This window comes from Subtercola sp. Z020, assembly GCF_002931235.1.
Lineage (GTDB): Bacteria > Actinomycetota > Actinomycetes > Actinomycetales > Microbacteriaceae > Subtercola.
In genome coordinates this window covers 48,116-68,984 of sequence record NZ_PSTT01000070.1, presented here as the reverse complement: position 1 = coordinate 68,984, position 20,869 = coordinate 48,116, and the positions used below count along the sequence as shown (strand labels likewise).

Here is a 20,869-nt window from a genome sequence, read left to right as displayed (position 1 = left end):
GTGCGGGCGCGGGGGTCGCGCGGGCGCGGGGGTAGTGCGGGCGCGGGTCAGAGATCGGCGTGCAGCTGCCAGACCTTCTCTGCCGAGTCGCGCCAGCTGAAGGCGCGGGCGCGATCGAGGCCCACGATGCCCAGGCGCGCGGCCAGCGCGTCGTCGGAGACGACCCGCGTCATCGCCTCGGCCAGGCGGGCCGGCAGGCCCGCCGCATCCTCCCGCGGCACCACGATGCTCGCGTCGTCGGCGACCTCGACCAGCGCCGGTACGTCGGTGTGGATGACCGGGGTGCCGAAGTGCAGCGCCTCGATGACCGGCAGCCCGAAACCCTCGGCCATGCTCGGGTAGACGAACACCGTCGCCCGCGAGATGACGAGCGCCAGGTCTTCGTTGCTGATGAAGCCGAGCACGTGCACCCTGTTCTCGGGCAGGCCTGCCTCTGCGGCGACCGCAGCGACGTCGAGGCCGCCCCAGCCCTTCGGGCCGGCGATCACGAGCGGCAGGTCGGGCGCGTCGTCGCGCGCGAGCGCTTCGATGAGCGAGGTGAGGCCCTTCCGTGGCTCGAGCGTGCCCACAGCGAGCACGTACGACGTCGGCAGCCCGAGGGCGGTGGCACGGGCATCCGCATTCGCCGGCAGCTTCAGCGACGAACTCACGGCCCCGCCGATCACGCGCACGCGCTCGCCGAAGTTCACGAAGCGGGCGAGCTCCTGGGCAACGGCGTGCGTCGGCACGACGATCGCGTCGGCGTACTTGCGTGCCCGCCGCGCCATCGCCTTGTGCCACCGCACGCCGTGCGGGGTGAGGGTCTGCGGATGCGTCCACGGCACGACGTCGTGGATCGTCACGGCGATCTGCTCGCCGGGCTGGTGCAACTGGTCGTGCTTGGCCAGAGGAGCGAGCAGTGAGGTTGCATGCACCATGCCGTGGCTCTGCGAGGTGAAGAGCCCCGCCTGCCAGGCGGCAGAGAGTTCCCGGCGGCCCAGCGACGTTCTGCTGATCGAGCCGAGCCCGGGAAGGCGCGCCTTCAGGTGGTCGATCGAGACGGGCGGATGCGCCGATACGATCCCCTCGACGATGCAGTCGCGTGGCGCGGTGGTGATCAGCTCGCGGGTCAGTTCTTCGGTGTAGCGACCGATGCCACCGGGGACGGGGCTGAGAATCTGGTCAACGACCACCCGAAGCGTTGCCATCTGTCTCCAAAACTCCCGAGAGCGCTGCCGCGTGCAGCGCGTCACCCCAGCCGCGCATGGGTTCGATTCCCGCTCGGGACCACGCGTCGTGCCCGAGTACGGAGTACGCGGGACGCGGGGCGGGACGAACAAACTGCGAACTGTCTGTGGGCAGAACCCTATCAGGGTCGATGCCGACTTCTCCGAAGAGAGCCTGTGTGAAGCCGAACCACGAGGTGCTGCCGGAATTGGTGCCGTGGTATATGCCCGGTTCTGCATACGTGCCCGCGGCAGGGAGCCCGGCGGCGTCGGCGAGGCGCAGCAGCTGCGCTGCGAGGTCGGCGCTCCACGTGGGCTGGCCGAGCTGGTCGGTCACCACGCTCACGGTGTCACGACCGGCGATCGCCTTCAGCATCGTCTTCGGGAAGTTCGGCCCGTGTGCACCGTAGAGCCAGGCCGTGCGTACGACGTAGGCGCCGGCCGGGTGCCCGGCGAGAACCCGGCGCTCGCCCTCTGCCTTGGTGCGGCCGTACGCTGAGAGCGGGCTGTAGGGCGTGCCCTCCGCATAGGGCGTCGTCGCCGTTCCGTCGAAGACGTAGTCGGTGGAGACGTGGATGATGGTGGCCCCCGCTTCGCGAGCAGCCTCCGCCACCGTGCCGGCGCCGTACGCGTTCACCGCGAACGCCTCGTCTTCGTGGCCTTCGGCGTCGTCGACCTTCGTGTAGGCCGCGAGGTTCACCACCACGTCGTGCCCGGCGACAGCGGAGCGCACGGCCGAACGGTCGGTGATGTCGAGGTCGGCGCGGCCGAGGCCGGTCACGTCGGCGCCGCGGGCGTGGAGCGCCGCGGTCACATCGTGCCCGAGCATCCCGCCCGCCCCGGTGACGAGGTACCGAGGCGCGCCCGTCATCGGGCGAGCGCCGCGCGGGCCTTCAGCGGTTCCCACCACGCACGGTTGTTGCGGTACCAGGCGACGACGTCGCCGAGGCCCTGCTCGAACGGAACGAGCGGCTCGTAGCCGAGCTCGCGGGAGATCTTCGTGCAGTCGACCGAGTACCGCAGGTCGTGGCCCTTGCGGTCTTCGACGTGGTCGACGTACGACCAGTCGGTGCCGGTCGCATCGAGCAGCAGGTTGGTGAGCTCGACGTTCGAGAGCTCGGTGCCGCCGCCGATGTTGTAGATCTCGCCGGGGCGACCGCCCACCAGCACCATCGCGATGGCACGGGTGTGGTCGTCGACGTGCAGCCAGTCGCGGATGTTGGCGCCGTTGCCGTAGAGCGGCACGTGCAGCCCGTCGATGAGGTTGGTCACGAAGAGCGGGATGACCTTCTCGGGGAAGTGGTACGGCCCGTAGTTGTTCGAGCAGCGCGTGATCGACACGTTCATGCCGTGCGTGCGGTGGTAGGAACGCACGAGCAGGTCGCTGCCGGCCTTCGACGCCGAGTAGGGCGAGTTGGGTTCGAGCAGATGGTCTTCGCTCCACGAGCCCTCGGGGATCGTGCCGTAGACCTCGTCTGTCGAGACGTGCACGAAGCGCTTCAGGCCACTGCGGAGCCCGGCGTCGAGCAGCTGCTGCGTGCCGAGCACGTTCGTCTCGACGAAGATCGACGCGTTGTCGACCGAGCGGTCGACGTGCGACTCCGCGGCGAAGTGCACGACCGCCTCCACCCCCGGGAGGAGCGTGTCGAGCAGAGCCGCATCGCGGATGTCGCCCTGCACGAACGAGTACCGGTCACTGTCTGCCACAGAGGCCAGGTTCTCGGGATTGCCAGAGTAGGTGAGGGCGTCGAGCACGAGCACCTCGGCATTCTCCAGCCCCGGATAGCTGTTCTGCAGAACGCGCCGTACGAAGTTGGAACCGATGAACCCTGCACCGCCGGTAACGAGAATCTTCACGACCGCAGTCTAGGGCAGCGGCCGGAGGATAGGATTCTCCCATGCAGATTCGTGAGCTCAGCATCCCGGATTCCTACGAGATCACGCCGGTGCAGCACGCGGATGACCGAGGACTCTTCTTCGAGTGGTACCGCTTCGACCGCCTCGAGCAGACGGTGGGGCACCCCCTCACGCTCCGGCAGGCGAACGTCTCCGTGTCGCGCCGGGGTGTGGTGCGGGGCATCCACTTCGCCGACATCCCGCTCGGCCAGGCGAAGTTCGTGACCGCGATGCACGGCGCCGTTCTCGACTACGTGATCGACATCCGGGTCGGGTCGCCGACCTTCGGCCGGTGGGATGCGGTGCTGCTCGATGCCGAGCACCACCGGTCGGTGTACCTCGCTGAGGGCCTCGGCCACGCCTTCGTCGCGCTCACCGACGATGCGACCGTGAGCTATCTCGTGACCGACACCTTCAATGCCACCAGGGAGCATGCCATCAACCCCCTCGACCCCGACATCGCCCTCGCCTTCCCGCCCGAAGCCGGCGAACCGGTGCTCTCCCCGAAGGACACGGGGGCGCCCTCGCTCGCCGAGGCCGCAGCCAGCGGGCTGCTGCCGACGTGGGAGAGTGCCCGCGCGCACTACGCCTCCCTGAACGCGGTGAGCGCCTGATGCGCGGCATCATCCTCGCCGGCGGCTCGGGCACGCGACTCTGGCCGATCACCCGGGGCATCAGCAAGCAGCTCATGCCGATCTACGACAAGCCGATGATCTACTACCCCCTGTCGACCCTCATGCTGGCCGGCATCCGCGAGATTTTGATCATCACGACGCCCGAGTACTCCGACCAGTTCCGGTCGCTGCTCGGCGACGGCAGCGAACTCGGCATCCGGCTCGAGTACGCCGTGCAGGAGAACCCCGACGGCCTCGCCCAGGCGTTCCTGATCGGCGAGGAGTTCATCGGCGACGAGAACGTCGCGCTGGTGCTCGGCGACAACATCTTCTACGGCCAGGGCTTCGGCGAGTCCATGCGCGAGCACACGGAGGTCGACGGCGCGCTCATCTTCGCCGCCCACGTGTCGAACCCGCGGTCGTACGGCGTGGTCGAGTTCGACTCGTCGAACGTGGCGGTGTCGATCGAGGAGAAGCCCGAGCATCCGAAGTCCAACTTCGCCGTGCCCGGCCTCTACTTCTACGACAACTCGATCGTCGAGGTGGCGAAGTCGATCCGGCCGAGTGCCCGGGGCGAACTCGAGATCACGGCCGTCAACGAGCACTACCTCGCGGCCGGTGACCTGCGCGTGCAGGTGCTCGACCGCGGAACGGCGTGGCTCGACACCGGAACCTTCGAGTCGATGCTGCAGGCGACGGAGTTCGTGCGCGTTGTCGAAGACCGCCAGGGCTACAAGATCGGCTGCATCGAAGAGGTGGCGTGGAGCGCCGGCTGGATCAGCGACGCCGACCTCGGTCGCCTGGCCGAGCCCCTGCTGAAGAGCGGTTACGGCCGCTACCTGCTGAGCCTGCTCGACCAGTAGGTTCCGTCGCCTCAGGCGCGCCGTGAGACTAGGGCAGCGTCACCGGCGGCTGCCGGCGCGAGCCCTCCTTCAGGCGGATCTTCAGCAGGATCCAGAGGGCCTCGACCCCGTCCCACGCCGTGATCTTCTTGCCCTCTGCGCGCGTGCGCGCCTTGTACGAGATCGGCACCTCGTACGGCCGGTAGCCGCGGGCGAGGAGCTTGCCCGTGATCTCGGCCTCCATGCCGAAGCCGTTCGAGGTGATGTGCAGCGACCGGTACAGCGAGGTCGGCATCAGCTTGTAGCAGGTCTCGACGTCGCTGACGTAGGCGTTGAAGATGACATTCGTGAACAGGTTCACGCCGCGGTTGCCGATGACGTACCAGTACGAGTACGAGGTGTGGCTGCCGAAGGTGCGGGTGCCGTAGACGATTCTCGCCTCACCGTCGAGGATCGGCTGCAGGAGGCCCGGGATCTCGGAGGGCTTGTACTCCTCGTCGGCGTCGCAGATGATCAGGTGGTCACCGGTGGCGAGCGAGGCGGCCTTGCGGATCGCGGCGCCCTTGCCCTGGTTGGCGGGCTGGTGGAAGACGGTCACGCGATCGTCGGTCACCGCATCGAGGATCGCCGCCGTCTCGTCGACGCTGCCGTCGTTCACGATGACGAATTCGACCTCGACCTCGGCCTGCCACGTGATGGCGAGCACCTTGTCGAGCACCTTCTGGAGTGTTGCCTGCTCGTTGTACACGGGCATCAGCACGGAGAGTTTCACGGTTACTTCTCGTGTGTTCTGAACCAGTCGATGGTTCTGGTCAGGCCCTCCACGACATCGACGCGCGGATTCCAGGACAGGAGTGCCTGAGCCTTGGTGATGTCGGGCTGGCGACGTTCGGGGTCGTCGACAGGGCGCGGGTGGAGTTCGACAGTGGAGGGACTGCCGGTGAGGTCGATGACCAGCTCGGCGATCTCGAGCAGGCTCTGCTCGTGCGGGTTGCCGATGTTGATCGGGCCCGGCTCGCTGCTCGCGGCGAGGGCGAGGATGCCGTCGACCTGGTCGTCGATGAAGCAGAGCGAACGCGTCTGGCTGCCGTCGCCGTGCAGCGGGATCGGAGCGCCTGCGAGGGCGGCCTTCACGAAGGCGGGAACGGCGCGGCCGTCGTCGGGGTCCATGCGCGGGCCGTACGTGTTGAACAGCCGCACGATGCCCGTGTCGACGCCGAAGGTGCGCTGGAACGCGAACGTCAGCGCCTCTGCGTAGCGCTTCGCCTCGTCGTAGACGCTGCGGGGGCCGGTGGAGGAGACGTTGCCCCAGTACTCCTCGGTCTGCGGGTGCACCGACGGGTCGCCGTACACCTCGGAGGTGGAGGAGAGGATGAAGCGGGCGCCGTCGCGCTGGGCGACACGCAGCAGTGCCTCCGTCACGTTCGAGCCGGCGTGCATGGTCTCGATCGGGTGCGCGAGGTAGCGGGGAGGCGAGGCGGGCGAGGCGAAGTGCAGCACGAGGTCGAACGTGTCGTCGATGTGGCCAGCGTCTTCGGCATTCTGCTGCAGGAAGGTGAAGCGCGGGTTGTCTCGGTGGTGCGCGAGGTTGTTCTCGAAACCGGTGATCAGGTTGTCGACGACGGTGACCTGCCAGCCCTGGTCGAGCAGCCGGTCGGTCAGGTGCGAGCCGACGAAACCGGCGCCGCCGGCGATCAGGGCTTTGGAAACCATGGGGTACGGACCTTTCTCGAAGACGAATGGCGGTATCGTTTCTACGGTTCCACCAACCACCTAGAGGACTCTACCGTGCCGCCTGCCCCCTCGCGTGCTGCGATCGTGCGCACAGGGATCGTCGGGCTGGCGGCGGTGATGTCGGGAATCGGCAGCTACGTGCTGCTCGTTCTGCTGCGCGACGCGAGCGACGCGGAGTACGCGAACTTCGCCGTCTTCTGGTCGATGACGGTGACCATCGGCCTCGGCTTCTTCTACCCGCTCGAGCAGGAGACCTCCCGCTCCATCGCCGGAGCCTCGCACAGCGCCCGTGGCGGCATGATGCGGCTGGTGTTCCTGGCGGGCGGCGGAGTGGCCGTGGTGACCTCCCTCGCGGCCCTCGCGCTCTTCACGCCTCCCGGCCAGGCCTACATCGGCAGCCCGGCCCTCGTGGTGGCGCTGATCGCCTCCTTCATCGCGTACGCGGTGCAGTTCCCGGCCCGCGGCCTGCTCTCGGGCAGCCACCTCACGACCCGGTACTCCGCGATCATCGCGCTCGAGGGCGTTCTGCGGGTCGGTCTGCCCGTGCTGATCGTGGCGCTCGGCCTGGCCGGCGCGGTCTCGTTCGCCTTCGTCGTACCCGTGGCCACTCTCGTCTCGGTGCTGCCGGCCTTCGTGGGGCGTCGCGAGTCGTGGCGCGGCATCGACCGGCTGCCGGTGGGCAGGTTCCTCGGCCAGCTGGCGCGGCTGATCGGAGCGGCACTGTCGATCCAGCTGATTCTGAACAGCGGGCCGCTGATCGCGAAGGTGGTCGGTGGCGAAGACGCGATCGCGCTCACCGGCGAGATTCTGGTGTGCCTCTCGATCGCCCGCATCCCGGTCTTCGCCTACCAGGTCATGCAGATCCTCTACCTGCCGCGGGTGGCGAGCGCCTGGCGCGCCGGCGACACGAGGGCCGCCGGGCGCACGGTGGTCACGGCGGTCGGCATCGCCTGCGCGGGCGCCCTGGTGCTGGTGCTCGGGATGCTCGTGCTCGGCCCGTTCGTGCTCAACCTGTTCTTCGCGGGCAAGGTGCTCTCGTCGTTCGGCATCCTGCTCGTCTCCGCGGGCGTCGGGCTGTTCCTCATCGCGCTCGTGGTCTCCGACGGGTCTGTCGCCCTCGGCCGGCACACCCTCGTCATCCGCTCGTGGGTCATCGGTGCCGTGGCGGCCGTGGTTCCCGTGCTGTTGCTCGACGATCCCCTGCTGCGCGTGACGGGCCCGTTGATCGTCGGGTCGTTCGTCGCGGCGGTGCAGCTGGGCATCGGGCTCGCCCGCACGCTCCGCGCCAGCAGGGTCGCGCTCGCGACCGCGGCTGCCGCTGGGGCGCCGGCAGCGCGCTGACACCCGCGCGCACGGCGGCCTCAGCCCTGCTGGATGCCCTGCAGGATGTCGAGCATCGACGCGTGGATGCCCGCGGGAAGCGGAGTGAGCTCCCGGTCGTCGAGCTCGACCCAGACCACCGACCGCAGCCGCAGGTCGAGCGCCTGCATCGAGATGGTGGGGGAGCTGCCGAGCATGATGTGCGGCTTTCGCCGGGTGAGCGACTGGAAGTGGCCGATCAGTGCGCCCACCGTCACCGCCTCCCCGCTGGCGAGGATCTTCGTGACGTTGAGGGCGCCCTCAGAGGCGCGGCTCGCCAGCAGGCGTTCGACGGCGTCGCAGATGAGCTCGGCGCAGTCGTCGACGAAGATGTAGTCCCGCACGGTGTCGAGCGGCACGAAGATCGAGGCGGGCGTGGGTGAGAACTGCGCCTTGGCCAGTGTCGAGATGAGCCCCTGCATCTTGCTGAGCTTCTGCCCGGGGCCGTAGAGGTTCGCGATGCGGCCCTTCAGCACCGCGACGCCGCTGCGCCGGTGGAAGGCGTCGAGGGCCTCCTCCATCGCCAGTTTGGTCTCGCCGTAGGGCGAGAGGGGCACGGGCACCGTCCCTTCGGTGTATGGCGGGTTGCTCGACCCTCCGTAGAGCCCACCGGCCGACGAGGCGAGGAACACCGATCCGCGGGCCGCGACCCCGTGCCGGGCCGCAGCTGTCTCGACCAGGGCGAGCACCTCGGTGAACTGCGCCAGTTCGGCGGCGAACTGCGCGGGGGAGGTGCCGATGACACCGGCGCCGGCCGCCCAGATGAGGCACCACTCGTCGTCGCCCGCCAGCCCGTCGAACCACGCCTGCAACCGTGCGGAGACGACTTCGTGCACAGCCTGAGGGTCAGCCCAGTCCAGCGCGGGCGACGGCTCCCTGTGCCAGCCGCCGCGGACGGCGACGGCTCTCGTCAGGGCGCGGCCGAGCAGCCCTCCGGAGCCGATTATCCACGTGGTGAGGGTCATCCCGGGGGTCAGGCGCGACCGGAGGCCCGGGTGGTCGGCTGGGGGTGTGCGCGGCCGAGCGGGCCGAGGGCGGGGTCAGTCGTGATGAGGTAGGGCGGTTTGCCCATCGCCATGTTCACGTTGATGCCGATGTACTCGGCGATGACACCGAGCGAGAACAGCACCGCCCCTGTGCCGAGCAGCACGACGACGATCGTCGACGCCCAGCCGTCGGGAACGGTGGATGTCGTCAGCCGGGCGAAGAGGATGTACACGGCCACCAGGATCCCCACGACCGCGAAGAGCACGCCGAGAAAACTCACGATGCGAAGGCCCCGGGTGCCGCTGGTCAGCACCATGCGCCAGAAGTGGCCGAACAGTCGCCGCGCCGAATAGCCGGAGGGCCGGTCGCCTTCTGCCCGGAGGGTCACGGGGGCCGTGCTCACCGTGCCAGCGATCCAGCTCATGGCGATGTCGAGGTAGACGCCCGAGCCCGAGTACGCGGCGACACTGCGGGCGACACTGCCGAGGATCAGCCGGAAGCTCTGGAAGCTGCTGGCGTTGCCCCCGCCGGCGAGCTTGCTGAGCACGACCTTCGCGCCGACCGAGGCGGTGTTGCGCACCCAGCCGTGCGGCGGCGGGTTGACCGGCTTGGCGTAGACGACGGAGGCCTGTTCGGTGAGCGCGGTGTCGAGCAGAACGGGGATGTCGGCGGGGTCGTGCTGCCCGTCTTCGTCGAGGGTCACGATCCACTCACTGCCGGCCGAGGCCATGCCCGCGAGGGTCGCCGCGTGCTGGCCGGAGTTCTTGCTCAGCCACACGGCGCGAACGAACGGATGCTCGGCGGTGAGTTCGCGGATCACCCGGGCCGAGTCATCCGGCCCGTTGTCGAAGACCAGCAGGGCTTCGCGCACCACCCACGGATACCCGGCGGGGGAGACCTGCACGCTGGTGAGCGGAGCGATCTCGGCCATCAGCGCGGCGAGCGTTCGCTCGCCCTGGTAGACGGGAACGACGATCGAGATCTCGTGCGGCTTCTGTTCGCCCAGCTCTGTCTCGTGTCTCACGGTGGATGACTTTATCACCGTTGCCTTCTCACCCGGCGAGCAACGCTTCGACGGCCTGTTGCTCGATCGTGAGATCGGAGATGCGCACGACGGGCGGTGAGGCCGGCGTGCCGGCATCGACCGTCACCTCAACGGGCTGGTCGCCGGGCGCGACGCTCAGCGAGTGGCTGACCTGTGCCGCACCGTCGGGGCCCGCGACGATCGTCTCGGTCTGCCCGTCGGGGAACGAGACCGTCGCTGTGGCGCCGGGGGCGGTCGGCAGGGTCACGGTGAACGAGACCGTCACCTGCCGCGACTCGGCCCGATCGTTCAGCAGCGAGAACTGCGGTGAGGCGGTATCGGCCTCGCCCGCGGTCAGGTCGGAGTTCGACGTCGGGCGGAAGTCGGGCAGCAGGCTGAGGTCGACGGGGTCGGTGACGAGCGCTTCGACCTCGGCGAGCTGCTCGGGCGTGTACTCGGCGAGCAGCGCTGTGCGCTCCGGGCGCAGGTCGAAGAACTGCCAGTGGCCGTCTGAACTGACGGTGGGCTGTTCGCCGAGGGTCGTCGAGAGTTCGGCAGACAGGGCTGCACCTTTGTCGTCGAAGGCCCAGGTGTCGACGAGGATGCCCGACATGCCCGATGCGGCGGCGAGCTTCACGAGCTGCGGCCCGGGCTGCTCAGAGACGGCGTAGGGCCAGTCCGACTGCGGTCGGCCCTTGATGCCGCCGGCGCTCCAGTTGAGGGTCGTCGAGTGCAGGAACGGGATGATCTCGTCGCTCGTGACCAGCCCGTTGCTCGCGAGGTTCTCGGGGAAGGGGATGTACGGCAGCTGGAACACGTCGGAACCGGCCGGCAGTTCCTGCTGCAGGGCGGAGAAGAACGCTTCGTCGGCGTTGTAGCTCGCCGTGATGCCGGGGTAGTCGGCCGCGACGGCAGGGGTCTGGTCGTAGTAGCCGACCCCGAGCACACCGATCGAGACGACCCCGACGGTGACGAACGCGACGACCCTGGGGAACTTCAGACGCCGGAAGGCCCAGCTGAGCAGGAGCTGGAGGGCCAGCCCGAACGCGACGAGGCAGAGGGCGGCGATGACGATCGACATCCGGTTCCAGCCGCGGAGGGCGGTGGTGAAGAACGAGATCAGCGTCGACAGGCCGCCGATGGTGGAGAAGAGGAACGCGACCAGGGTGAGCAGCGAGACGTACCGGATGGTCTCGACGTGGCCGGCCGCGACGGCGGCGGGTGTGCCGGGCTCGGGTGCCGGCCGGCGGCGGGAGATGACCATGTAGGCCACCACCAGCAGCGCGATGACCAGACCGAGGGCCCCGACGAGTCCCAGGGCCGGCTGCTCCGAAGGGAGCGGGAAGGTGCGGTCGTAGAACGCCCGCAGGTCGCTGAGCGCCGTGATGCGGTTGCCGGCCCAGGGCAGCAGCAGCTGCGCCAGCTTGAGCGCGTAGACCTCCGAGTCGTCGGGGTTGCGGAAGAACCCGCCGGGGTTCGGGCCGTTGACCCAGCCGAAGATCACGTCGGGGGCCATGTTGATGAGCATCACGACGACGGTGACGAGGCCGATCGCCGCCGCCCCGGCGAAGCGGCGCCAGTCGCGGTCCCGCACGAGAACGAAGACCGCCGTGAAGACCAGCAGGATGATGAAGAACACCCCGTAGTACGTCGACGAGGTCGCCAGCAGGGCGACGGAGACCACGGCGAAGGCCCCACGGCCGGTCAGCACGCCGAGCCAGCGGTACCGGGAGGGCCGCGACATCCAGAGCCGTTCCCCCCTCAGCAGGAAGACCAGCAGGCCGAGACCGAGCGGTACGCAGTAGTACGACGCGAGGAAGAGGTGCGACTCCCCGCGGATGAAGTGGTACGGCGCCAGGGCATAGAGCACCGAGAGCGCGACCGCGATCGGCTGCCACATGCGGCAGACCCGGAAGAACCAGTACGCGGCGAGGGCGGCGAGGATGAAGCCGAGGAAGTAGTACAGGTTCAGCACGACGGGCCAGTGCCCCGAGAACAGGCCGAGCACCTTCGCCGCGATCATGTGCAGGTTGTCGGCGACCGGGAAGTCGTTGTAGTTCTGCCCGTGCGGTGCACCGAGGTTCGGGTTGTGCTCGTACCAGCCCTGCTCGAGCGTGGTCTTGAAGTGGTCGGCCGTCGCGAGAGCGTCGCCCGAGTACAGCCACGGCACGCCGATCTTCGCCCGGTCGAGGTCGAGGGCGAAGAAGGTGAACAGTGCCGTGACGCCCGCCGTGAGCAGATACCACGGGAGGGCCGACACTCTCAGCCAGCCGGTGAACGCGGCGCGCCTACTCATCGGTCGTGTTCATCCGCCGGCGCAGCCACAGGTAGGCGAAGCGCCGGATGCGTGCCATCAGCCAGGCGCGTGCGTTGCCGACGGTCACATCGGCGGCCGAGACGACCGAGGGATGCTCGGCCCGCAGCCAGCGGTGGAAGCCCGCCGCCTGGGCGGACTGCTCCTGAACGAGCCGCACGCTCCACTGCGAGTCGCTGATGCGGAACGCGGCCAGGGGCTCGGGAACCGCGCGGAAGTCGCCTTCGAGCAGTACCCGGGAGTAGGTCGTCTCGTCGATCAGGTAGGGGAACTGCGAGTCCCACAGGCCGACCTTCACCAGCGTGTCGCGCCGGAGGAGAACGCAGGCCGGCTCGCCGAAGATGTTGCTGCCGACGACGACCGTGCGTCGCACCGCCGTCGGACCGGGCACGGTGCCCGTGATGCCGGCCAGCCCCCTGCGGGGCACGACGACCACGCCGCGCGCGTCGACGATGTCTCTCGTCGACGCGACGAGAGTGACCTCCGGCGCGGCCTCGATCGCCGCGACCTGCACCTCCAGAGAGCGCGGGTACAGGATGTCGTCGCCGCACACCAGCTTGAGGTACGTGCCGCTCGCCGCCTCTGTCACCCGGTTCCAGTTGCGGAGGGCCCCGCCGCCGGACTCGGTGTCGAGCACCGTGATGCGCGCGTCGGAGGCGTAGCGCTCGATGATGGCCTTCGTGCCGTCTGTCGAGGAGTGATCGGCGATGATCAGCTCGAAGTCGGTGTACGTCTGCGCGAGGATCGACTCGATCGTGGCAGCGATGTAGTCCTCGTTGTTGTAGGCAGGGACGACGACGGAGACGGTGGGGGACATTGCAGACCAGCGTACGACAATCGGGCGCGCCCGGAGCCGAAGACGCGGCCGAGCGGTGAGTCGACCCCCTGAACGCGGCACAGGCGGTTACCCTCGACCGAGATCCACACGCCGAAGGAGACACCCCCTTGCGAGGCGCGAAACGAGAAGGGCCGACCGTCATCGACCAGACAGAACGACGCTCGAGATGGTGGATCTGGCTCATTGTCGCCGTCGTCGTGCTGGCGGCGCTCGGCGGAGCGGCCTGGTGGCTGATCGCCGGCTCCTCCGGCGCCTCGGCACCCGTGACGGCGAGCCCCACGACCACGGGTGCCATCACGCCGACGCCGACCAGAACGGCGACGGCCTCGCCCACCGCTCCTGGCACGCCGACGCCACCGCCGACGGCGACGCCGACCCCCGCACCGACCAGCACGCCCACGCCGACACCGACGCCCGAGCCCACCGTGCCGCCGATCGCGGGAGTGACCCCCTTCATCTCCTACGCCGGCTGGGATGTGCAGGCCGGCGGCATCTCGGTGAGCGCCTCGATCCCGGGCGTCGTCGAGAGCGACGGCATCTGCACGATCACCGCGACGGGCCCCGCGACCGTCTCCGCGCAGTTCCCGGCGAGCCCCTCAGCGACCACCACCGAGTGCGGCTCGAACTCGCTCCTCTCGCCCGAGCTCGTCTCGGGCAGCTACACCGTCACCGTCTCGTACTCGTCGGCTGAGTCCGCCGGATCCTCGATCGGCTCGGAGGTCGACGTTCCATGAGCGCCATGCGAAACACCGGAGCCCGCCCGCGCCTCCTCGGCCGCCCGGGTCGCCTCGGCCGTCTGCTCGCCTCGGTCGCGGCAGTGGTCGTCGTCACCGCCGGGCTGACAGCCGTCGGCCAGAGCATCCAGCCCCCGTCTGCCGAGGCGCTCAGCGGCTCGTCGTTCGATCCCGGCAACATCATCAGCGACGCCACCTTCTTCGACTCGACCACGCTCAGCGAGAGTGCGGTGCAGAGCTTTCTGACCGACCACGGGTCGAACTGCAGCGGCGCCGGTGGGTCGCCCTGCCTCAAGGACTTCACGGCGACCACCGCCTCGCGGGCGGCCACCGCCTATTGCTCGGCGTACACCGGCCGAAGCGGCGAGACGGCGGCGCAGATCATCGCGCGGGTCGGGGTGGCGTGCGACATCAACCCGCAGGTGCTGCTCGTCATGCTGCAGAAGGAGCAGGGCCTCGTCGACGCCCGCTCCACGACGGCCGGCCAGTACCGCTCGGCCCTCGGCTTCGGATGCCCGGACACGGCGGCCTGCGACTCGACCTACTACGGCTTCTTCAACCAGGTCTACTCGGCAGCCAGCCAGTTCCAGCGTTACACCAAGAACAGCACCTCGTGGAGCTACCAGCCGGGCCGGGTCAACAACATCCTCTACAACCCCAACGCCTCGTGCGGTTCGTCACCCGTGTTCATCCAGAACCAGGCGACGGCGAACCTCTACATCTACACGCCCTACCAGCCGAACGCTGCGGCTCTCGCGAACCTCGGTGGTGTGGGCGATGGATGCTCGGCCTACGGCAATCGCAACTTCTGGGTGTACTTCAGCAACTGGTTCGGCGACCCGACCGGCGGCGGGCTGCGCTCTCCCTCCTTCGAGGGCGGGTCTGCGGGCTGGGGAGCCGGCAACGGCACGGTCAACCAGGCCAGCTACCGCGACCCCTCCATCGCGCAGAACGGCTCGTGGTTCTTCGCGTCGAACACCGCCGTGCCCGGGCGCTCGATCGCGCAGGACGTGACGCGAACCGTCTCGGTCGGCGGCCAGGCCTCGGCGTCGATCTGGCTCCGGTCGGCGACCAGCGCAGCGGCCACCGGCCGGGTGGCGCTCTGGGGCCTCGGCGGGCAGACGGAGGGCGGGTCGACGGCCTACTCGGTGACGAACACGTGGCAGAAGGTGACGGTGAAGTTGCCGGTGCGGCAGTCGGCCCACCAGACCGTGCGCCTCGAGGTCTACATGGACACGACGTCGACGACGCTGTACTTCGACAACGCCACCCTCACCTTCGGCCAGGCGCCGCCCCTGAAGGAACTGCTCTCGACCCCGGGGTTCGAGAACACCCTGGGCGGCTGGGTGCCGGGCAACGGCCAGCTGAACCAGGCCATCTACAACGACCCGGCGGCCAGCCATTCCGGGTCGTGGTTCGGCGCGACCAACACCACGACACCGGGCCGCTCCCTCGCCCAGCAGGTGTCGGTGCCCGCGTCGTCGAGCGGCAGGTTCACGTTCTCGATCTGGGTGCGCTCGGCCTTCCCCGACCGGCCCTTCTCCGGGCGGCTCGCGCTCTGGGGGCTCGGTGGCGCTTCGCCCGTCGTGTCGTCGGCCGACTTCACGGCCTCGGGCTCGTGGACGCGGGTCTCAGTGACCACCGATGTGAGTTCGGGCTCGATCAGCTCCCTCAAGCCCGAGGTCTACCTGCTCTCGACCGACAACACGCTCTACCTCGACGACGGGTCGCTCAGCCGCAACATCCTGACCGCCGGTTCGTTCGAATCCGGCTCGTTCTCGGGCTGGGGCACCGGCAACGGCTCGATCAACACCGCCGTCTACAGCGCGGCGGGTTCGGGGGTGACACCGCAGAACGGGTCGTACTTCCTCGCCACCAACACCGGCACGGTCGGCAGTTCGCTGAGCCAGGATGTTCGGCGCCAGACCATCGTCGGCGACAGCTACACGGCGGAGGTGTGGCTGCGGTCGGCCGATCCGACGAAGACCTTCAGCGGCACGCTCGCGGTGTGGGGTCTCGGCGGCACCGTCGAGGTGAACACGACACCGTTCACCGTGCGGGGCGGCTGGACCCGTGTGGTCGCCACGCTTCCGTTGGCGCAGGAGCACTCCAGCCTGCGGTTCGAGATCTACGAGAACACCACAGGCAACACCCTGTGGGTCGACGGGGCGCAGCTGTACTGACATGAGCATCCATCTCCCCGCCCTTCCCCGCGGCATCGTCTCGAGTCGCCCCGCCCTCCGCCGTGGCGCCGCCGCACTCGCCGTTCTCGCCGCGGTGGGCCTGCACATCTGGCTGCAGTGGTCGTACCTGTTCGCGCAGGCCGACTTCGCCTGGAGCTCCTTTCGCAACTACTTCCCGGGCGACCAGCTCTCGTACATGTCGATGGTCACGAATGCGGCAGACGGCCGCCTCGCCGACGTCGAGCCGTTCACCAACACCGGCACCAACACCTACCCGCACCTCTACTACAACGTCATCGGCACGGTGGCCCGCCTGGTCGGCTTGAACCCGCTGCAGGCGTGGTCGATCGGCGGGTTCCTCGTGCAGGCGGTGCTCATCGCCGCCATCGCGACGGCGATCTACCTCGTCAGCCGGCGCTGGTGGTTGCCCGTGCTCGCCCCGGTTCCGTTCGTTCTCGGTACGTTCGCCAATGCGATCTCCGCCGGCGGCTGGTACACGAACATGGCGTCGCACGCTGTGCTCTGGGGGCCGTTCGGGGTGTTCTACACGCTGAACGGTGAGACGGTGGCGCTCTCGCTCGGCGCCAGCGGCATCCTGGTGGCGCTGGTCACCTTCCTCCGGGTTCGACGGCGTGGCGCGAGCGTGGCCTTCTACGCCCTGGCTGCAGCCCTGGTGGGGCTCACGGCGAACGTGCAGACCTACGGCTTTCTCGCCAGCGCCTACCTCGCGCTCTTCGCCGTGGCGGCCTTCGTGCTCTGCTCGCGCCTCCTCCTGCCCCGGCGGAGAGCCGTTCTGGTGGCGGTCTCCCTCGCGCTCATCGTGCTGGTGTTCGCCGTCGGGCCGACGATCGCCTCGACACTCGGGCCGCTGGCCACGCTCGCGTTCGGGGCCGTTCCGGCTCTGCCCGCGCTCGTGGTGCTCGTTCTGCGGTTCCGCCTGGGCGCGCTGCTGCCGCTCCTGGCGCTCGCGGCCACCGCCTCCCCGCAGATCATCGCGACCATGCTCGGCATCGTCTCGAAAGACCCTTTCCTCAGCTACCGGGTCGCCTCATCGGTCGATCTGGGTGTCGACGGGCGCGGCATCCTCGGGGCAGGGGCTGTTCTGCTGCCGCTGCTCGGAATTCTGCTGGCGGGCATCCATCGTCGCAACGCCCTCTGGGTCTCGTTCCCGCTGGCCGCCATCGCCGCCTGGGCGCTGACGTCGACGAACGACATCTGGGGCGCGAACCAGGAGCCGTACCGGTTCTGGCTCGACACGTTCTGCCTGGTCTCCTTCGTGACGGTGCCCGTCGCGACGATGGTCGCGGTGTCGTACCTCGCCAGGCGGAGGCGGGCAGTCGCCACCGCCACCGGCCCCGCCACCGCTGCCACCGCCCCCGCCGGCCCGGCGCGGCGCTCGGTCGTCTCGGTCGTCGCAGCCCTCGTCGTCGTGGCGGTCTGCGTGGTGGCGGCCGGCGTGTCGGCGATCGACTTCCACACCTTCCGCAATCTCGCCGGGCTGCACACGTTCATCGACTACAACACCCCGCGCTACCAGGCCATCGGCCAGCTCGGCCTCGAAGTGCCGAAGACCGGTGCCGGCCTCATCAACCCGGATGCCTGCATCGACGTCGAGGGCCTGAAGATCGTCTCCGACGGCGCCCCGGTCGCCACTTTCAACGAGGGCATGGCGTGGCCGACCGACTACGCAGAGGTCAGGGCGGTCAACCACGACCGCAAGAACGGTTTCCAGATCGCCTCGGATGCCGCCGCCGCCGACGTGAAGTGGGTCATCACCGACAGCTCCTGCACCCCGTTCGACTGGGGCACGTACTACGCCGACGAACTCTCCTTCGTCGACTCCCGCAGCTACCCGACAGCGACCGGCGACGCCACGGTCACCCTGTGGGCCTTCACGCCGTGAAGTACTGCCAGGTCTCGTCGGCGTACGACTCCCACGAGCGGTAGTCGTTGCCGGCCAGGTCGCGCTTCTTCTGCGCGAGAACGGCCGGGTCGGAGAGCACGCTGCGGAGGGCGGACTCGAGCGCTTCGTCGGAGTGCGGGTCGACACCGATCACGCCGCCGTAGTGCGCCGCGATCTCGGCCATGCTGCCGAGGTCGGAGGCGATGACCGGCGTGCCCGCCCGCAGGGACTCCACGATCGGCAGCCCGAAACCCTCGTGGAACGAGGTGAAGATCGACACGGTGGCGAGCCGGTAGCTTGCTCCGAGTGTGGCATCGGACGCACCGGAGAGAACGGTGAGCGGCCAGCCCTCGTCTTGCAGGTGCTGGCTCAGCTGGTCGAACGGGGCGCTGTTCCACGAGCCCGCGCCGATCATCAGCAGCCGGAACTCGGCTCCCTCGCTCCAGAGCACCCGGGCGGCCTGCAGCACGGAGAGGTGGTTCTTGCGGGGCTCGTGGCTGCCGACGACGAGCACGACGGGCAGGTCGCCGAGCTCGAGCTCTGCCGCGACGGCCGCGAGGTCGACGTCGGAGGGCGCCGCGGAGTCGCCACCGAGGAACACGGTGCGAACGTCGGGACCGACACGCCCCGATGAGGGCAGCATCTTCTTCCAGGCGATGAACTCGTCGGCCGTCGACCGCGAGATGGCCGCGACCTTGTCGGAGTAGGCGACCGCGTCGAGATAGAGCGGGAAGTGCGCGGCCATCGGCCCCGCCGCGGTCTCGCCCGAGGTCAGCGGAACGCAGTCGTAGCCGATGAACGCCAGCTTCGACCCCGCGAACTCGCCGAGCGCGAGAAAACGTTCGGCGCGCTCGGAGTCTGCAGAGAGCTCGGGAACGATCACCAGGCCGCCGTTCGGAATGACGACCCGCTCGCGCGCCGGGGCGAGCGACTCGACAGCGTCTTCGTCGCCGCCGCGCATCCGTGCCTCTTCGCGGGGGGTGAGCCGGCGGAGGCCCTTGCGGCTCTCGGTCCACGCGACGAGCACGACCTCGTGGTCGGCAGCCCACAGCCCGACGGTCTCGCGGACGACCCGCTGGATGCCCGACATGACCCGGGTGCTGCTGGTGTTGTGCACGTCGATCACGACAGCATCGGTCACGATCTCGACCTCGGAACTGAGCCCGAAGATGCTGGCGTCGGCACGGGCGCCGAGCCCGCGGATCGCTGCTGACGCTCCGTTCAGGGTGGCGTCGCGCTGGAAGGTGACGACCTCCTCCTCGGTGGGCAGTTCGCCTCTCAGAGTGCTCCAGATGAGCCAGAGGTCGGACCAGCGGCCGCCGTCGTCGATGGCCGACTGCAGGATGCCGGCGAGTTGGCTCTCCAGCTCTCCGGCGCCAGCACCGTCGGGAACGGAGGCGCCGAGGGCGCCCAGCAGCGGCTGCAGGGAGGAGGGTTCGGTGAGTTTCACGAGCGGGCTCCTGCCGGGGAGACGATGCTCCAGAGCGAGTCGGAGTAGGCCTCCCATGTACTGTCGTCACGGGACTCGATCTCGGCTTTCAGCCGGTCGAGCAGGGCGTCGTCGGTGAGGAGGGCGCGCATGCCGTCGGCCACCGAACGGTCGTCACGCGGGTCTGCCGTCACGCAGCCGCCGCCGGCCGCGATCTCGGCGGTGCTTCCGTACGACGTTGCCAGGGCGGGGGTGCCGACGGCGAGCGACTCGGCGATGGGCAGGCCGTAGCCCTCCTGCAGGGAGATGAAGACACTGAACCGGGCGCGGCGGTAGGCGGCGGCGAGCGCGTGCTCGTCGACGTCTCGACGGAGTTCGATCTGCCGGCCCTGGTCGCGGAGCGCCGCGACGGCGTCGGGGATGTCGGTGTAGAGCTTGTCTCCCCGGCCGCCGAGCAGCACGAGGGAGAACTCCAGCCCCTCCCGCCAGAGGATCTCGCTCGCGAAGATGACGGCGAGCTGGTTCTTGCGGGGCTCGTTGCTGCCGACCGAGAGCACGACAGGCAGTGACGGCTCGACGGGGGGTTCACCGTCGTCGGCGGGGATGTGTTCGATCGGCAGGTGCACGGTGGTCACGTCGAAGCCGGGGAGGCCCTGGGTGGCGAGTGCTTCGCTGAAGCCGACGAACTCCGAGGCGGTCGAGTTCGAGATGGCGACGATCTCGTCGATGTACTTGATGGTCGACAGGTACGAGACGAAGAGCCCACTGAGACCCCGGTGCACGAGGTGCCCGCTCGAGACGGGGATGGTGTCGTAGCCGATGGCCACGGTGCGGTTGCGCGAGAACCGCGTGAGTGCGGCCAGGGCATCCGTTCCACGGCCGACCGGAACCTCGGGGATGAAGAACGTCGTCTGCCACGGCACGACCAGTTCGGCGTCGGACTCGTCGGGCTCGGCTCTGTCGTCGCGATCGCGGTCGCGGTCGTCGTCGCCCTGCCAGTCGAGAACGCGCCCCTGCTCTTCGAGAGAGAGCGTGCGGAGGCCCGCTCCGTCGTCGGTGAGCGCCGCGAGCTGGAACTCCTCACGGCCCGCCCAGCGCGACACGGTCTGCCGGGTCACCCGCTGGATGCCGGAGTTGAAGCCGAACTTCGCGGTCTGGTCGGTGAAGACCACCGGCACGTCGGTCACCAGCCGCAGCGTGCGGAGCTGCGCGTGGTACCGGATCGTCCACACGGCACTGTGGTTGAGGATGCGCTGCGCGGCCGAGGCGCCCGTGACGCCGACCATGTCGCGGGCGAGGCCGAAGAGCATCTGCTGGTCGGGGAAGCAGCCGCTGACCGCGATGACCAGCAACCAGAGCTCTGCCTTGGCCCCGGAGGACTGCACCTGCTGCACCAGTTCGCTCAGCAGTCGTTCGAGGGGCAGGGCCGCCAGCTCCGCCGTGCCGACCGAGGGGAGCAGCGCGGGGGCGACGGCCCGCACACGCTGTTCGAGGGCGACGCGCGCCCGGTCTCCGTCGGAGCGGGTGCGGGGCTGCGGCGGAAAGCGCAGCCGGCGCTGCTTCAGCAGCGCCACCCGCTCCCGCGCACGAACGGCACGGATGGGCCGGGTCACCCGCCAGCTGAAGCTCGACTGCAGCTCCTGCGCCGTGGGCCCGTCGGGCTCGCCCGCCGAGTGCAGCCCCGCGATCCAGGCATCGACCTGGGGAGAGGCGAGGTAGTGGGCACCGCTGAGAACGGAGGGAGAAGGGGCACTGGCCTGGTCTGTGGTGCGCATGTCGCAGTCATCCTATTACAGCGCTTCGGGCT

At 69.2% G+C, this 20,869-nt stretch carries 17 protein-coding genes; 6 read left to right on the top strand and 11 right to left on the bottom strand.

All coding sequences use genetic code 11. From position 1 onward, the window contains the following. Positions 1 to 47: 47 nt before the first annotated feature. The 3 genes from C5B96_RS09215 to rfbB are packed head-to-tail and all read right to left on the bottom strand — an operon-like array spanning position 48 to position 3,062. Positions 48 to 1,187, bottom strand: coding sequence for a glycosyltransferase family 1 protein (locus C5B96_RS09215; protein WP_104245072.1), 1,140 nt, complete (start codon positions 1,185 to 1,187; stop codon positions 48 to 50). Then, positions 1,162 to 2,076, bottom strand: a complete 915-nt coding sequence (gene rfbD, locus C5B96_RS09210) for a dTDP-4-dehydrorhamnose reductase (protein ID WP_104245071.1) — start codon at positions 2,074 to 2,076, stop codon at positions 1,162 to 1,164. The genes C5B96_RS09215 and rfbD overlap by 26 nt, the downstream gene beginning before the upstream one ends. Then, positions 2,073 to 3,062: a dTDP-glucose 4,6-dehydratase gene (rfbB, locus tag C5B96_RS09205; RefSeq protein ID WP_104245070.1), complete on the bottom strand. Its 990-nt coding sequence runs from the start codon at positions 3,060 to 3,062 to the stop codon at positions 2,073 to 2,075. Before rfbB ends, rfbD begins: the two co-directional genes overlap by 4 nt. A 41-nt stretch (positions 3,063 to 3,103) precedes the next feature. Between rfbB and C5B96_RS09200 the strand changes: the two genes are divergently transcribed. Both C5B96_RS09200 and rfbA read left to right on the top strand, forming a co-directional pair. Then, a complete protein-coding gene (locus C5B96_RS09200) occupies positions 3,104 to 3,715 on the top strand; it encodes a dTDP-4-dehydrorhamnose 3,5-epimerase family protein (protein ID WP_104245069.1) in 612 nt (203 codons plus the stop codon). Beyond that, positions 3,715 to 4,578, top strand: a complete 864-nt coding sequence (gene rfbA / locus C5B96_RS09195; RefSeq protein WP_104245068.1) for a glucose-1-phosphate thymidylyltransferase RfbA — start codon at positions 3,715 to 3,717, stop codon at positions 4,576 to 4,578. The genes C5B96_RS09200 and rfbA overlap by 1 nt, the downstream gene beginning before the upstream one ends. A gap of 28 nt (positions 4,579 to 4,606) precedes the next feature. Here the strand turns inward: rfbA and C5B96_RS09190 are convergent, their stop codons facing one another. Both C5B96_RS09190 and C5B96_RS09185 read right to left on the bottom strand, forming a co-directional pair. Further along, positions 4,607 to 5,329 (bottom strand): glycosyltransferase family 2 protein, encoded by a 723-nt coding sequence (locus C5B96_RS09190; protein WP_104245067.1) that lies wholly within the window; start codon positions 5,327 to 5,329, stop codon positions 4,607 to 4,609. Between the two features lie 2 nt (positions 5,330 to 5,331). Then, on the bottom strand, positions 5,332 to 6,270 hold the full coding sequence (locus C5B96_RS09185) for an NAD-dependent epimerase/dehydratase family protein (RefSeq protein ID WP_104245066.1): 939 nt from the start codon (positions 6,268 to 6,270) through the stop codon (positions 5,332 to 5,334). 75 nt (positions 6,271 to 6,345) lie between these two features. Here C5B96_RS09185 and C5B96_RS09180 point away from each other — a divergent pair, with 75 nt between their 5' ends. Next, positions 6,346 to 7,632 (top strand): hypothetical protein, encoded by a 1,287-nt coding sequence (locus C5B96_RS09180; protein ID WP_104245065.1) that lies wholly within the window; start codon positions 6,346 to 6,348, stop codon positions 7,630 to 7,632. 20 nt (positions 7,633 to 7,652) lie between these two features. On the opposite strand, the gene C5B96_RS09175 is transcribed toward C5B96_RS09180, so the two are convergent. Genes C5B96_RS09175 through C5B96_RS09160 form a run of 4 tightly spaced genes read right to left on the bottom strand, consistent with a single transcriptional unit; the run spans position 7,653 to position 12,792 of the window. After that, positions 7,653 to 8,615 carry an NAD(P)-dependent oxidoreductase gene (locus C5B96_RS09175; RefSeq protein WP_104245064.1) on the bottom strand — a complete coding sequence of 321 codons (963 nt, stop codon included), beginning with the start codon at positions 8,613 to 8,615 and terminating at the stop codon, positions 7,653 to 7,655. An 8-nt stretch (positions 8,616 to 8,623) separates the two neighbouring features. Beyond that, positions 8,624 to 9,661, bottom strand: coding sequence for a glycosyltransferase (locus C5B96_RS09170; protein ID WP_233189099.1), 1,038 nt, complete (start codon positions 9,659 to 9,661; stop codon positions 8,624 to 8,626). 28 nt (positions 9,662 to 9,689) lie between these two features. Then, entirely contained in the window at positions 9,690 to 11,957 is a 2,268-nt protein-coding gene (locus C5B96_RS09165) for a hypothetical protein (protein ID WP_146078135.1), read from the bottom strand. Then, positions 11,950 to 12,792: a glycosyltransferase gene (locus C5B96_RS09160; protein ID WP_104245062.1), complete on the bottom strand. Its 843-nt coding sequence runs from the start codon at positions 12,790 to 12,792 to the stop codon at positions 11,950 to 11,952. The genes C5B96_RS09165 and C5B96_RS09160 overlap by 8 nt, the downstream gene beginning before the upstream one ends. A 128-nt stretch (positions 12,793 to 12,920) precedes the next feature. Here C5B96_RS09160 and C5B96_RS17590 point away from each other — a divergent pair, with 128 nt between their 5' ends. From C5B96_RS17590 to C5B96_RS09145, 3 genes are read left to right on the top strand one after another with little or no spacing between them, the layout of a single operon-like run. Continuing rightward, entirely contained in the window at positions 12,921 to 13,547 is a 627-nt protein-coding gene (locus C5B96_RS17590) for a hypothetical protein (protein ID WP_104245061.1), read from the top strand. Further along, positions 13,544 to 15,730 carry a carbohydrate binding domain-containing protein gene (locus C5B96_RS09150; RefSeq protein WP_104245060.1) on the top strand — a complete coding sequence of 729 codons (2,187 nt, stop codon included), beginning with the start codon at positions 13,544 to 13,546 and terminating at the stop codon, positions 15,728 to 15,730. Before C5B96_RS17590 ends, C5B96_RS09150 begins: the two co-directional genes overlap by 4 nt. Position 15,731: 1 nt before the next feature. Beyond that, a complete protein-coding gene (locus C5B96_RS09145) occupies positions 15,732 to 17,633 on the top strand; it encodes a DUF3488 domain-containing protein (RefSeq protein WP_104245059.1) in 1,902 nt (633 codons plus the stop codon). Here C5B96_RS09145 and C5B96_RS09140 read toward each other — a convergent pair. Beyond that, positions 17,623 to 19,083 (bottom strand): glycosyltransferase family 1 protein, encoded by a 1,461-nt coding sequence (locus C5B96_RS09140; RefSeq protein ID WP_158507152.1) that lies wholly within the window; start codon positions 19,081 to 19,083, stop codon positions 17,623 to 17,625. The two genes, C5B96_RS09145 and C5B96_RS09140, sit on opposite strands and share 11 nt — an antisense overlap. Then, a complete protein-coding gene (locus C5B96_RS09135; protein WP_104245057.1) occupies positions 19,080 to 20,837 on the bottom strand; it encodes a glycosyltransferase in 1,758 nt (585 codons plus the stop codon). Before C5B96_RS09135 ends, C5B96_RS09140 begins: the two co-directional genes overlap by 4 nt. Between the last annotated feature and the right edge of the window lie 32 nt (positions 20,838 to 20,869).